At 50.7% G+C, this 13,819-nt stretch carries 14 protein-coding genes and 1 other annotated feature; of the genes, 1 reads left to right on the top strand and 13 read right to left on the bottom strand.

Annotation, left to right across the window (positions count from 1 at the left end):
- Positions 1 to 230: 230 nt before the first annotated feature.
- Positions 231 to 496 (bottom strand) — a binding site (T-box leader).
- A gap of 69 nt (positions 497 to 565) precedes the next feature.
- From ACFQ03_RS20285 to ACFQ03_RS20245, 9 genes are all read right to left on the bottom strand, one after another.
- Positions 566 to 1,291 carry a class I SAM-dependent DNA methyltransferase gene (locus ACFQ03_RS20285; protein ID WP_379290572.1) on the bottom strand — a complete coding sequence of 242 codons (726 nt, stop codon included), beginning with the start codon at positions 1,289 to 1,291 and terminating at the stop codon, positions 566 to 568.
- A 192-nt stretch (positions 1,292 to 1,483) separates the two neighbouring features.
- Entirely contained in the window at positions 1,484 to 2,371 is an 888-nt protein-coding gene (locus tag ACFQ03_RS20280; RefSeq protein ID WP_379290519.1) for a CvfB family protein, read from the bottom strand.
- On the bottom strand, positions 2,368 to 2,706 hold the full coding sequence (gene rsfS / locus ACFQ03_RS20275; protein ID WP_144939331.1) for a ribosome silencing factor: 339 nt from the start codon (positions 2,704 to 2,706) through the stop codon (positions 2,368 to 2,370). The genes ACFQ03_RS20280 and rsfS overlap by 4 nt, the downstream gene beginning before the upstream one ends.
- A 253-nt stretch (positions 2,707 to 2,959) precedes the next feature.
- A complete protein-coding gene (gene yqeK, locus ACFQ03_RS20270) occupies positions 2,960 to 3,535 on the bottom strand; it encodes a bis(5'-nucleosyl)-tetraphosphatase (symmetrical) YqeK (RefSeq protein ID WP_379290516.1) in 576 nt (191 codons plus the stop codon).
- Positions 3,525 to 4,112 (bottom strand): nicotinate-nucleotide adenylyltransferase, encoded by a 588-nt coding sequence (locus ACFQ03_RS20265; protein WP_379290514.1) that lies wholly within the window; start codon positions 4,110 to 4,112, stop codon positions 3,525 to 3,527. Before ACFQ03_RS20265 ends, yqeK begins: the two co-directional genes overlap by 11 nt.
- Positions 4,113 to 4,179: 67 nt before the next feature.
- Positions 4,180 to 4,470 (bottom strand): ribosome assembly RNA-binding protein YhbY, encoded by a 291-nt coding sequence (yhbY, locus tag ACFQ03_RS20260; protein ID WP_144939325.1) that lies wholly within the window; start codon positions 4,468 to 4,470, stop codon positions 4,180 to 4,182.
- Between the two features lie 66 nt (positions 4,471 to 4,536).
- Positions 4,537 to 5,409 (bottom strand): shikimate dehydrogenase, encoded by an 873-nt coding sequence (locus ACFQ03_RS20255; RefSeq protein WP_379290511.1) that lies wholly within the window; start codon positions 5,407 to 5,409, stop codon positions 4,537 to 4,539.
- A gap of 24 nt (positions 5,410 to 5,433) precedes the next feature.
- The gene (yqeH, locus tag ACFQ03_RS20250; protein WP_379290509.1) at positions 5,434 to 6,546 is read right to left on the bottom strand and encodes a ribosome biogenesis GTPase YqeH; all 1,113 of its coding nucleotides are present in this window, start codon (positions 6,544 to 6,546) and stop codon (positions 5,434 to 5,436) included.
- Between the two features lie 147 nt (positions 6,547 to 6,693).
- Positions 6,694 to 7,188 carry a YqeG family HAD IIIA-type phosphatase gene (locus tag ACFQ03_RS20245; RefSeq protein WP_379290570.1) on the bottom strand — a complete coding sequence of 165 codons (495 nt, stop codon included), beginning with the start codon at positions 7,186 to 7,188 and terminating at the stop codon, positions 6,694 to 6,696.
- Positions 7,189 to 7,329: 141 nt separating this feature from the next.
- Here ACFQ03_RS20245 and ACFQ03_RS20240 point away from each other — a divergent pair, with 141 nt between their 5' ends.
- Positions 7,330 to 8,193 (top strand): alpha/beta fold hydrolase, encoded by an 864-nt coding sequence (locus ACFQ03_RS20240; protein ID WP_379290507.1) that lies wholly within the window; start codon positions 7,330 to 7,332, stop codon positions 8,191 to 8,193.
- Positions 8,194 to 8,241: 48 nt separating this feature from the next.
- Here ACFQ03_RS20240 and ACFQ03_RS20235 read toward each other — a convergent pair whose 3' ends face one another.
- The 4 genes from ACFQ03_RS20235 to ACFQ03_RS20220 all read right to left on the bottom strand — a co-directional run bounded on the left by ACFQ03_RS20235 (position 8,242) and on the right by ACFQ03_RS20220 (position 13,779).
- Positions 8,242 to 9,126: a YitT family protein gene (locus tag ACFQ03_RS20235; RefSeq protein WP_144939317.1), complete on the bottom strand. Its 885-nt coding sequence runs from the start codon at positions 9,124 to 9,126 to the stop codon at positions 8,242 to 8,244.
- A 231-nt stretch (positions 9,127 to 9,357) separates the two neighbouring features.
- Positions 9,358 to 11,586 (bottom strand): transglutaminase TgpA family protein, encoded by a 2,229-nt coding sequence (locus ACFQ03_RS20230; RefSeq protein ID WP_379290504.1) that lies wholly within the window; start codon positions 11,584 to 11,586, stop codon positions 9,358 to 9,360.
- Positions 11,583 to 12,815 carry a DUF58 domain-containing protein gene (locus tag ACFQ03_RS20225; RefSeq protein ID WP_379290502.1) on the bottom strand — a complete coding sequence of 411 codons (1,233 nt, stop codon included), beginning with the start codon at positions 12,813 to 12,815 and terminating at the stop codon, positions 11,583 to 11,585. Before ACFQ03_RS20225 ends, ACFQ03_RS20230 begins: the two co-directional genes overlap by 4 nt.
- Positions 12,816 to 12,819: 4 nt before the next feature.
- Positions 12,820 to 13,779 (bottom strand): AAA family ATPase, encoded by a 960-nt coding sequence (locus tag ACFQ03_RS20220; RefSeq protein ID WP_144939310.1) that lies wholly within the window; start codon positions 13,777 to 13,779, stop codon positions 12,820 to 12,822.
- Positions 13,780 to 13,819 lie beyond the last annotated feature (40 nt).

Raw genomic sequence — 13,819 nt, 5'->3', positions numbered from 1 at the left:
TTAGCCCGACCCTTTCAGCAAGCTTTTTTTAACTCTTGGTTAAATGACCGGAACGGTCAAAGGTCGCATTATTTAACCCCAAGGATAAACGGCTATCGCCGTCCTTTGGACAGGCGCGTTTACCGATGAAATATAAGAACAGGTATAAGGTGAAACTTATAATTTCTTATATTTTTACAATTTTCGCGGGGATCCCCGAAACTAAAAAAAACCTCCATCGCCAGCATTACGCTAGGGACGAGAGGTTTGTTCCCGTGGTACCACCCTAATTAACAGAGCGTCACAGCACTCCGTTCACTCGAAGCCCTTAACGCGGGATTAGACGGTCGGGCTAGCTTGCCCGGTTAATAACTTGGCTTTCATCTGCCAATAACCGCTGCACCTTCACCCTTCAAGCTCCGAGGCGAGTTCGCTGTTCGCGCTGCCGGCTTCCACCTGTTCTCCGGCTCTCTGCTAAACGCTCTGCAATGCTACTACTCCTCTTCATAGCCAATATTATGAAGAAATTATAATGAAAACTATGTGTTCTGTCAAGGGAGCGGGAGTGCGGACAGGCCCCACCTACTTATTTACGGGCAACAAAAAAGGCTCTCTCCGTCTCCGGGGTAACTTTATCCCATGTAAAATCAGCATAGCATTCTACCGTGGAAAAGCCGGATTTGCCAAGTAATTGCATTATCTGCTCCAGCGGATAAGCCCTTTGTACATGGGTTTCGTCCACCCTCACGTAACGGCGTCCGGCCGGACCGCCTGCCGTTTCTTCACGGACAAAGATGGAGAGCTCATGCTCCAGCTCACAAAGCTCTTCGTCCAGATGACAGGTCCAGATATAGGCTATATCCTCTTCATCCAGCACAAAAGGCTGATGCTCCGCATAATTTTGCAGCTGATAAGGGGTATGCACGTCAAACAGGAACAAACCTCCCGGATTCAGCCCTTGGCAGGTTTGCCGGAAGGCTTCCTCAAGGCTTTCAGGTTCAAGCAAATAATTCAAACAGTCACAGAAAGAAATAACGGCATCCACCGCTTCCGGCAGCTCCCATTCCCGCATGTCCTGTTGGACCCAGCGAAGAGAGCCTTCCGTTCCGTAGAGTGTTTCGCTTTTGCTTCTTGCAATAGCCAGCATGTCCTCCGACAAGTCGATCCCGGTCACATGAAACCCTTGCCGGGCCAACGGAATAGCCAAATTGCCGGTACCGCATCCGAGATCGACGACCGTAACCGGAGTGCCGTAGCGTTCCCAGCACTGCTTCGCAAAGCGAAGCCAATCCGCGTAAGGCATGTCCTCCATCAGCCGATCATAATAATATGCGAATTGTTCATAAGCCAAGGCCTTCCCCTCTCCTTCCAAAGCCGGACCATACACTACTCCATTTTATCGTTCAATGCTCTATAGGGAGTATTCCGCTCGCCCAAAATCCTCCATAAACCCCAAGTCTTAGTGTTGCGTAATCCTTGGACTCGGAACTTCTGAACCGGCGAGCTATTTAGGGGCCTTATCCTTCAAATAGGTCCAGTTTTCCTGCTGCACGATAAGCCCGTCCTTCATCAGCTTGCCCAGCGCTCTCTTGAAGGCGGCCTTGCTCATGCTGAATTTCGAGCTGATAATATCCGCGGGGGTCTGATCCGAATAAGGCATCGCCCCGTTAGGCCTCTCTTGCAAATAGGCAAGAATAACGTCAGCGTCTTCCGTACGGCTTTGCTCTTTCGGCAGGCGCATGGACAGATTAACCCGGCCATCCTCCCGGACATGAATGACCCGTACCTCCACGGATTCTCCCACTCTAAGCAGACGGGTTCTTTCCTTGGAATGAATAAGCCCGATAACCCCGAATCCGAGCACCCCGCCCTCTACTATGACGAAGGTTCCCATTTGCAAAGGCTTATAAACCCTTGCCGTCATCCATTCATTCTTCCACGATTCCGGTGCCCGGACAGCCAGCGGCGACAGCTCCTTCTCCCCGGCCAGTTTGGCCATAAGACGGCCTTGCCGGTCGTGGGCCATAGTTACAAACACCCGATCACCCACCTGCGGGCGCAGCTCCTTCAGCTCCGGAAGCTCGCGATAGGGAAGCAGAAGCTGTCTGCCGATCCCCATATCCAGAAACAGCCCGAATCTCGGATGCGCATCGGCCACTTCGAGCAGGGCGACCTCTCCAAGCCGGAGGAGCGGCTTCTTCATTGTAGCCGCCAGACGATCCTCGGTATCGTAATACAGGAACACTTCTACCATCTGCCCCGGTTCGATATTGCCTTCCTTCTCCGTGTAGTGTAGAAGGATATCCCGGCTGCCGTCTGTCAGAAAGAAGCCGTAAGGGGAAACTTCCCTGGCTACTTGCAGCTTAACGACCGTTCCCGCCTGCAGATTCATACGGTCTCCACAACTTTCGCGTCGGACCAGATCCGCTCAATGTTGTAATACTCCCTGTCTTCCCTATGGAACACATGAACGACGATATCCCCCAGATCGATAAGCACCCACCGGGCGTTATCCAACCCTTCTACTCCGCGTACCGTCCATTTTTGTTCATCCGCTTTTTTGCGGATGGAGGTGACAATCGCCTGGACCTGGGTTTCCGAATTTCCATGGCAAATTACAAAATAATCGGCGATCAACGATATTCCGCGCAAATCCAAAACGACCGGATCGTACGCTTTTTTATCCTCGGCCGCCTGGATAACCATTGACAGCATTTGTTCATTCATTCGATTTATGACCTCCCAACGCCCGGAAATACGGTGGCGGATCGATCCTTCGCTAAGCCGGGACTTCTGAAAATCTGCCGCCGTACCCCCGAAATTAGTATGCGTAATATTTATAAAAAAAGCTTCTAACGAAGCCTCTTCGAAGACGAATAACCCGGTTTTAAAGGTAGCTTTTTATGCCAATTAGAAAATTTGTTCCATTTTAATGCTTTAATGAACTTAAACTTTCTAATGTGGTAAAAAAGGGCCTACTTTAACCTGACCGCTGAACCAGCTCGTCAATCAGCGAGTTTCGGGCCATGATGGTCATAGGATAAACCTTCTGTCCCTTCTGCAGCAAGAAGGAAATCGTTGAATCGAAGCCCGCAATCAGTGCTCTCTCCAGGCTCAATTCAGCCAATGACCTTATTTGTTCTACACCCGGAAAATCCCTTCCCGGCTCAATGTAATCGGCCAAACAAACAATTTTGTCCAACAGGGTCATACCGGGACGGCCGGACGTATGGTAACGGATCGCATCCAGGATTTCCTTATCGTTAATGCCAAGCTCTTGTTCAGCCACCCAGGCCCCCGCCGGTGCATGCCACAGAGGTTTGTCATATTGGAGAAGATCGTCAGCAAGCCCGGCCTGCTCAATGACCTTCCTCTGCTGCTCAATCGGCCAGTATTTACAATAATCGTGGAGAAGCGCAGCCAAATCCGCTTTGACCGGATCCGCGCCGAATCGGCCGGCCAGCACGACCGAGGTCTCCATAACCCCCTGAGTATGCAGCCATCTTTGCTCCGGCATCTGCTCCCGTACAAGGTCGATCAGTCGTTCACGATCCATAAATACCACTCCTTTCGATATATAGTCGGACTGATTCCGGAACTCTATAGCGAATAGAGCGTCCGTTCCGTATGCGCTCGCGTATGTCGGTGGAGGAAATCTCCATAGCCGGCATAGTCATCAGCTTGATTCGGCTGCGCAAATGGGACGGCAGCGCTTCTAGGTCGATATCAAAGCCCGGGCGCCCGACCCCAAGGAACGTTACCATTTCGGAGAGCTTCTCAATTTGATGCCACTTGGGCAGATACATTACCATATCCGCGCCGATAATATAATGGAAACGATGATCGGGATAAAGCTGCTGCAGCCTCGTAACCGTATCGTACGTATAGGACGTTCCGCCTCTGGTTAATTCCACATCCACGGCTCTATAAGAAGGATGAGAATCGATCGCAAGACTGACCATTTCCAATCGCTGATCCGGTGAAGCCAATGGAGTATTAGGCTTATGGGGAGGGATATTGGCAGGCATGAACCAGACCTCGTCCAGCCCCGCTTCCTCAAGCGCCGTCTCCGCGGCGACCAAATGGCCGGTATGAATGGGATCGAAAGTTCCCCCCATGATTCCGATTAACACATCTCCACCCCATCCCATGAAAAAAGTAAATCATTACATCCGAACAGCTCTTCCTGTTCCGAATTTATTATTCCAGCTCGATGGACTTGTTTTCCTTCGATTCTTTATACAGGACCACGATTTTTCCGATCTTCTGAACGAGCTCCGCACCCGATTGTTCCGCCAGCTCGCGGGCGACCTCCTCCCGGTCCTCCAAACAGTTGTTCAGAATCGTCACTTTGATCAATTCCCTGGCTTCCAGCGCCTCCTGAATGTGAGTGATCAAGTGATCGTTGACACCGCCTTTGCCTACTTGGAAAATAGGATTCAGATGGTGTGCCAGAGAGCGTAAATATCTCTTTTGTTTACCTGTCAACATATACGTTTTCCTCAATTCTTATAGTTTAGCCATAGAAATCAGACTCAATTTCGTTTAGCCTCAAGATCATTCCGGAGAGAGCGACCGTTGGACAACCGCGCGCATAGCTTCTACCGGGGCAGGTTGTCCAGTCCAATATTCAAAAGCGTAGGCTCCTTGATAAATGAACATTCCAAGCCCGCCATGAACCGATGCGCCTCTCGCTTTGGCTTCCCTTAACAGCCGGGTCTCCAAAGGATTGTACACAATATCGCTGACGAGAAGCCCCGGGTGAATGAGCTCCGGTTCGATCGGAATATCCTCCACTTTCGGATGCATCCCGACCTTTGTAGTATGGACAAGAAGCTCAGCCTCATGAATCCGCGATTTTACCGCGTCCAGGCCGATGCCTTCCGACCGGGTAAATCCGTCCAGATAGGACGCCAATTCCTCCGCCTTGGAGACGGTCCGGTTGGCAACGATAATCCGTGAAGCCCCTTCCTTGGCCAGGGCGTAACCAATTCCCCGGGCCGCGCCGCCTGCCCCCAGCAGGATGACGGTTTTCCCCTGTATATCGAATCCCGCTTCCTCTTTCAATGACCGAACATAACCGATTCCATCCGTATTATAGCCCTTTAACTTCCCCTCGGCGTTGACAATCGTATTAACCGCTCCGATGGCCCGCGCATGCTCGTCAATTTCATCCAAATAATCGATCACTTCCAATTTATGGGGAATAGTGACATTAACCCCGCGGAAGCCTAGTGCCCGTATTCCTCGGACCGCATCCTGCAAAGTTCCGGGCCGGATGTGAAAAGCGGCATAAGCCGCGTTGATTCCAGCCACTTCGAAGGCCCGGTTCAGCATGAGCGGCGATTTGGAATGGGCTACCGGATCGCCGAATACCCCGTACATGACGGTGGCCGTATCGATTCCTCCTGTCCCGACAACGGCTGACATGAAGATTTCTCCTCCCATTATGTTCTATATTAAACTGTCTCGTACCACAATTTTAACGCCCTTGGGAGCGTGAATGACCAGTTCCGCACCTTCCGGGCTGTTGATCTTGATCCATCCCAAACCGGAAATCAGAACGTCGGATTGCTGGCCCTTGCGGATGGAAACCGGATGCTTGGCCAGAGGCGGGATCTGCTCCAGTTGTTCCTTGGTCGGAGGCTTCAGAAGCTCTCCTCTATGATTGTTATACAGCTCATCCGCCCGCTCCAGCTTCGTCCGATGAACCGGCAGCGAGTTCGAAAAGAAGCAGGTAAAGGACTGGCGCGGACCTTTGGCAAAATCGAAGCGGGCAAAGCCGCCGATAAACAATGTCTGCTTCTCGTTCAATTGATAAACGGCCGGTTTAATGGTCTTATCCGGCAGCAGGACCGGCAGAACCGGCTTGGGCACCAATTCCGTCAGCCGATAGCTGTAGACGATTCCCGGGGTATCGATGATCGACTTCCCGTCATCCAGAGGGATGCGGACCAGATCAAGAGTCGTCCCCGGATACTGCGAGGTGGTCAACTCCGACTCCAGATCGCTGTAATCCCGGATGAGACGGTTAATGAGCGTCGATTTCCCCGCATTCGTCGCCCCCACTACATAAACATCGCGCCCTTTACGGTACTCTCCCAGCTTCTCCAGCAGCCGGTCGAATCCGATATTTTTCTTGGCGCTGCAAAGAACGACGTCGACGACCTTCAATCCGCTCTCCTTCGCCTGCTTGCGAATCCAGTTCAAAATCCGGTTCCAATTCGTCACCTTCGGAAGCAAGTCCATTTTATTGACCACAAGCAGTATGGGATTATTTCCGACAAAACGCTGGAGCCCGCTGATCAGGCTTCCCTCAAAATCAAACAAATCAACGATGTGGATCACAAGGCTGTTCGTCTCTCCAACATGGGAAAGCATCTTCAGGAAATCATCCTGATTCGGAGTGACGGATGATATTTCATTATAGTGCTTAATGCGATAGCAGCGCTGGCAAATAACCGGCACCTTCAATAAGGCCTGCTCGGGGACATATCCCAACCTGGACGGGTCATCTGTCTGAAGCTCTATCCCGCAGCCTTCGCATTGCAGCAAATCTTCTTCCATAGGTTCCTCCTGAATGTAGTGTCGTGTATAGTCAAAGTTCTTTACATTTGATTTACGTTGCCAGGTTTGGATTTCCATCGCCACGAATTATGCAGCACCCGATGATTGATCCAATTACTTATATTAAAGCATTTCAATCAAGCAGCTTTATTTTTTCATTAAAGCTCTGGCCGCCTTCTCCAGTCTTCGGTTAATGCGGGTAAAAAACCCTTCATCGACCAAAGAGATAGGCTGAACCAGAATCGTGTACAGCCCCATCCGGTTGCCGCCCAGCACATCCGTAAGCATCTGATCCCCCAGAACAGCTATTTGCTCCGGCTTGAGCCCCATCCATTCCATCGCCTTGCTGAACGATTGGACCGACGGCTTGCATGCGTTATGAATATAGGGGACATTCAGCGGCTTGGCGAATGTAGATACTCTCGTTTCGTTATTATTAGATACGATGACGACTTTAAACCCGAGGGATTGCAAGTAGTCCAGCCACTTCACCAGCTCGGGAGTGGCTAGAGGAACTCTGGCTCCGACCAGCGTATTATCCAAATCCGTAATAATGCCGCGTATTCCTTCGTTCCACAGTTCGTCCAGGGCAAGGTCATAGATCGAATTAACCTGGCGCCTGGGAATTAATTTGTTTAACAACCGGTTCACCCCAGTTTTTTCCCTTATCGATACAGAAAAACTATACCATAATTCGGCTTTTTTGCAAAAAAGACTTTAGAGGAACTAAGCCGGGATTGGGCATTTTAATATTAAATCTGAAATGCAAGGAGCTGAATAGTTGTGCCGATCCGAACCATCAACGGGAACAAGATGCACTTTCATGTTTCCGGGAAGGGAGATCCTATCCTCTTCATCCATCCTCCTCTTCTGACGAGCGCCAACTTTAATTATCAGAAAGCGGATTTATCCAACGATTATCAGGTCGTCACCTTCGACATCCGCGGCCATGGAAAAAGCGAGCCGTCGCGAGTACCGCTCGACTATACTCTGATCGTGGAAGATATTAAGCAGCTGATGGATGAGCTTAAAATAAAAAAAGCCTACCTATGCGGGTATTCTACCGGAGGCTCCATCGTATTGGAGGCCATGCTGACTTATCCGGAAAGAATTATGGGCGGAATTCTGATCAGCGCCATGTCCGAGGTAAGCGATTGGAAGCTCCGCAGCAAAATTCGGTTAGGGCAATGGCTAACCCGGTTCAAGGCCAAACCGGTCATGAATGCCTCGGTATGTGCCGGCAATTCGGACAGTCTGCTTACTTTTCGCAATTTATCCAGAACCGCGCGCGAAGGCTCTGTTCAGGACTGGATGAATTACTACCGATACAGTCTGAAGTACAATTGCACCGAGTGGCTGCAGACGATTCACGCCCCTGTCCTGTTGATTTATGGAACCAAGGATAAAAGCTTCTTCCGCTATGCTTCAATGCTTCATCATAAGCTGCCTAATTCACGGTTATTCTTTGTTAAAGGGGTCCGACACCAAATTCCGACGAAAGCCCCCGTGGCGATGAATGATCTAATCCGTTACTGGATTGAGGATTTAAAAAATAGGGAAAAGGCCGCATCCGACGACTTGGACCGCAAGCCGGTATGGATGGATGCGGAAATCCCCGCCCCCGATTTTGAACATATTCCTCATTAAGACCAATAGAGCCGGTCCGGGCGGATAACGGCGAATAGGCCGCCGCCCTTAATGGATGTCTTTCTTCTTGAACTGCCCGCCCTGAACATCGTGAATGTTGCCAATCGCCAAGAAAGCGTTGGAATCCCACTCCTCGACAATTGATTTTAATTTTGCTTCTTCCAGTCGGGTGATGATGCAGAAGACGACTTTCTTATCCTCCCCGCTGAACCCGCCTTCTCCGTTCAAATAGGTAACTCCGCGGCCCAAACGGTTCAGCAGTGCCTTGCCGATTTGCTCGTATTTGTCGCTGATGATCCATACCGCCTTCGATTCATCGAAGCCTTCGATGACGATATCGATCATTTTGAAAGCAATAAAATAAGCAATCAAAGAATACATCGCCTGATTCCAGCCAAATACGAAGCCCGCACTGCCCAGAATGAAAATATTGAAGAACATAACAATTTCGCCTACGGAGAACGGGCTTTTCTCATTGAACAGAATAGCAATAATTTCCGTCCCGTCCAAAGATCCTCCGGCCCGGATGACCATTCCTACACCCACGCCCACAATAATGCCCCCGAATACGGAAGCGAGCAGCGGATCGTCCGTGAACGGATCGGAATTGTGCAGCAGGAAGGTTCCCACCGACATGAGAATAACCGCAAACAAAGTGGAGATGGCAAACGTTTTTCCTATTTTTTTATACCCTATGTACAAAAACGGGAGATTGAACAGCAGTAGAAAAATCCCTACAGGCAAATTGGTGAGATGTGAAGTAATGATCGATATGCCAGTAATGCCCCCATCAATAATCTTGTTTGGTACCAGGAACATTTCCAGCCCGACCGACACAAAACCGGCCCCAAGCAAGATGAAAAACGCTCGCTTGACAAGTTTAATGGCTGTCAGCCGGGCATGTGACTCTATAGACTCTTCCGGATGATTCATACGGTTTCCCCCTTTAATGACTTTTCCTACAGTATATTATTGTATACTAAAACCTTTTTCTTCCGAAGATTTTTTTTGCATATGGGTCGGAATATTTGTTACTCTAACCCATCATCATCTCCAAATTGGATTATATTATCTGGCGACCCGGAAAAGGAGCAATCCCGGGAATTGTGTAATCATTATCCCCTTTGGATTGCTCCAGAAAGTACCTGGGCCTATTCGGATGAATTAAACGATTTCCTTTAATTTCTTGACGAGTGCAACGGTTTGTTCGTACTCCTCCCGGGTAATCGGCGACCCGCTGTATTTGGCCTTCTCGAACAACCCCAACAGCTTCAGCATATCACCGGATGCCCACACCTGCTGATTCGCCCAACGCTGAATCGTCTCCCGCGCCGTTTCATAATCATGTGCGCGCCGTCCCTTGCGCTTGGCATGCCGGATAAACCGGTTGTATTCAACGATAATCTGCTGCCGCAAGCCCGATGCGGGCAGTTCCCTGAATACGATCCGCCGGATTCGGGTCCTTCCCCAGCGGGTCATTCCCACGGCTGCGGCTGCAAGCAGGAGACCGGCGGCCGCTATCCATCCAATCAGCACCTGCGTCCCGCGGTTGCCGAACGGCCCGTCAGCTGGTACATCCTCTGATTCGGGCAACGATTCCGGAGCCTCGTCAAGTTCGGGCTGAGGATTGTCTTCGCCGGAGGGCTGCGCAAGAACGGGCAGGGCGAAACCGGCAGTCGGCTCGAATGGAATCCAGCCATAGCCTTCAAAATAAACCTCCACCCACGAATGCGCGTCTGAGTTGCGAACCGTGTATAAGCCGGCTCCATTCGGATCCATCTCTTCGTATGGATTCAAGCCAATATTTTCGTCAAAGGAAAGACTCCCCGGCGCAAAACCTTTCACCCAACGGGCAGGCATCCCTATTGAGCGGGTCATGACCACCATCGCAGACGAGAAATAATCACAGTAGCCTTCCTGTATTTCAAATAAAAACCGATCGACGAAATCCATCGAATCCGAACCGTTAGAGTTGGGATTGTTCGTATATTTGAAATTCGTCTGCAGGTAACGCTCAATAGCTTTAACCTGGTCATAAGGCGTTGCTTCGTCTTTCGTGATCTCCTGGGCCAGTCCGCGGACACGGTCCGGCACGGAATCCGGAAGCTGCAAGTATTCCGCCATCTCTCCGGGGTTCACCGGCCGGTGCGCATTGCGAAGCTCTCCCTCCCGGACAATTGGGACTTGGGATACAAGAGTATAAGTCGTGGGATAAGGCCGGGAGGGCCTCTCTGTCCAACGAAGCTCGGAGGATCGTTCCATCCATAGCAGCCGCTCAAAACCCGGCTCGGCCATCACTTCATCCGCCTGCTGTATGGCATATGCCCCGAACAGAACCGGATAGGTATCCTCTCTAAGCATCGTGACGGTCTGCCTCACTTCCACCGTTTCAGTCAAGGAATCCTTGAAACGCGGGTAGCTTCGCAGCGTCCGGGAGGGACGAACCTCGGAGGACGGCCCGAGCTTCTCCGCAGCGCTCTGTTCCCAGCCGCTTCCGGTATATACGGAACGAACTTCCCCTCGCCAGTAGCTTCGATGAGTCGTTTCCACGGTCATGATCGGGCTGTAATCGAAATTAAAGCCGCCTCCCAATTGATCGTCGTTCCTGCCATATCCGGAGGAGGCATCCAGGTCGTTCAAGATTGAGCTGAAGCCTTTACCATTGAAGGAAACCTGCTCGCCCTTCCAATTTTTCCACAGTGTGTAAGGATCCGTCAGGATATTGCTGACGTTGGGCGCGAACACTCCCGGGACGATAGTGAACACCAGCAGCAGCACAATCGGAATTCCGACGGTGGCCGGATAATCCGCCAGGTAAGCCCAGCCAATCGGGTTCCTCCGCCTTAGTTCAATAAAATGACGGATAATCAATAAGCACAGGCCGCACGCTATAACTACCGCTACTTGTTTCCATAAATAGATTTGGCTAAACGAATCGCGGACGGCCATCGCCATGATGCTTATAAACATTAACAAATAGATCCGCCACCGTACCTGAACCCAGTATATCGTTGTAATATATATAATCCAGGTGCCTAAGGTGAACCAGATAAAAGGATGGGGATGGCCGAGAAAATCCCACAGCTGTTCCTGAAAGGAGGGCTCCCTGATAGCTGCAGGGGTATAATCGACAGCGACATAGGTATAGATAGCCACCGCGGCCGCCTGCAGCCAAAAACGGTAGCCGCCCGCCCTGTATAGAAGGATTTCCAGCACACCGACAATGACAAGTGTGGTTTTAATATAGAGGACCGTCTCCGGAAGCCATACATATTCCTCCTGAGCCAGCCAGATGACGAATTGCAGCAGGAAAATCCCGGACAGAAGCACAGTCAGTCTATGCGCCCAATCGTTCAGCAGAAGTGTGATGAACCGATTTTGTCCCTGTCTCATCGCACATTTCCCCCTAACACATAGGGAAGCTCCTGCAGGGTATGAACCGAATAACCCAATATACCTTTTGCCTTCAGAAGCTTCATCCAGTTATCTCCGGTTCCCCGGCCTTCTCCACTAATACAAAGATGACACGGATTCAACTGACGGAGCTTCATCCAGCCAAGACTTTGAGCCATCGGTTCTCCCTGCAAGGGCGAAATGACCAAGGCGAATGTCCCCGCCGGCAAGTGGATGGAATGTTCGTGAATGACCTGCTGAAGGGAACGGGGAGCATTGGCCTCCACTTCAACCAAATGATCGAGCATCGGATTATGTCCTGCGGACGGATGTCCCGGCGGAATGTACTGATGAGTCAACAGGCCGGCCAATAGTCCGTTCCTGGAGGCATAATCCAATAACGAAGCGGCTACCGACACAGCCAGCTCAAACTGATCGGAGGAGGAATAATGATCGGGATGACAATCCAAAATTATGATCGTCTTCGGAAGAGATTCCTTCTCAAACTCCTTCGATTTGAGCGTCCCTGTCTTGGCTGTCGCATTCCAGTGAATACGGGATAACCGGTCCCCGTAGTTATACTCCCGGACACCGTTGATCTGTGTCGTTTCCCGGACCGCCCGGGTCGTCATGGAATGAAAATGATTGCCTCTGAACATGAAGTGGAGCTGGCTCCATTCCTTGATCGCGACTATTTTCGGATAGACTTTGAAGCTGTAAGGAAGATGAATGACTCCCGTATGCTGGAAGATTCCAAAAATATCCTCGGTAGAGCACTCCGTCGTTCCAAATTGATAAACCCCGCGGCGAAGAGGCGCTGTCCTGTACTCCACAACTCCCCTCCTGCCCCAATCCGGAACCAGCGATGCTTCAAACCGCTGATCTCCGCCGTTCTTGCGGCTAATCCGGTCTTTAATAAACACATACGGAATCGGCCAGAAGCCGGGTATTTGCACTTGAAGATGAATGGTAACGGAAGTCCCCGCCACGAGCTTGCCGTCTTGTTCCATAAGCAGAGTACGGCTTCCCGTCGTCTTCTTAATTCCGCTCCATCTGCCCATAATCAGGTAGACCGTCAGGATAAAAACGATGATAAACAGCATAAAGGCCAGCTTGCCGCCCTGAAACAGGAGAAAAAATAACGAACATATAAAAACGGCGAGAACAATACCCAAGCGGATTGGAAAGCTGGCGAATTTCGACCCGATATTGCTGTAGTATTCGTTCATTGGATCACTTCTCCAATCGCACCGGTACTCTCACCTGCCGAAATACCGTTTCCAGCACCGATAAGATGGTCGCTCCCTCCATTCTCGCTTCGGACTGAAGAATAATGCGGTGTCCAAGCACATAAGGGGTCAGTTCTTTAATATCGTCAGGGATGACATAATCTCTTCCTTGTATGAAAGCATATGCCTTGGCCGCATGGACCAGGGACAGAGTCGCTCTGGGGCTGGCTCCCAGGTATATGGCCGGCTGCTCTCTGGTCAGGCGGACCAGTTGGACAGCATATTGAGCGACAGCTTCGTCCATATGGATCTGACGAACCAGGTTCTGCAAACCGATAATCTGTTCGGTCGTAGCCACAGGCTGCAGATCCTCGAGCGGATGACTTCTGCTCTGTGCGGTAATCATCTGTAATTCCGTATCCTGGCTCGGATAGCCAAGGCTGAATTTCATCATGAAACGGTCCAGCTGCGCTTCAGGCAAATTATACGTGCCTTCGAAATCAATCGGATTCTGCGTAGCCAGCAGCAGGAATGGTCTCGGCAGCTCGTAGCATTCTCCGTCTACGGTCACATGCCTCTCTTCCATAGCCTCCAGCAGTGCCGACTGTGTCTTGGTCGTGGCCCGATTGATTTCGTCTATCAGCAGGATGTTGGTCATTACAGGGCCTGGACGAAATATGAAAGATTCTTCTTTCGGATGGAAAATAGATACGCCCGTAATATCGGTGGGAAGTAAATCGGGGTTGCATTGGATCCGGCGATATTGCCCTTGAATGGATCTTGCAAGCGCTTTAATCAGCACTGTCTTTCCGGTCCCCGGAACATCCTCGAGCAGTACATGGCCTTCGGCCAGCAGAGCGGTAAGCAACAGATTGATTTCTTTCTCTTTACCAAAAATGCAAGATTCCAGATTCGTTCGCAATTGCAGAATAAGCTGCATCTCTTCCTTCGGGATGCTCTCCATGGACACTCCTCCTTCTTGCTTCATTCCTGGACCGGCATCA

This window comes from Paenibacillus residui (genome assembly GCF_042677205.1).
In the GTDB taxonomy this organism is placed as follows: domain Bacteria; phylum Bacillota; class Bacilli; order Paenibacillales; family NBRC-103111; genus Paenibacillus_L; species Paenibacillus_L residui.
This window is presented reverse-complemented; position numbering and strand designations above follow the sequence as displayed.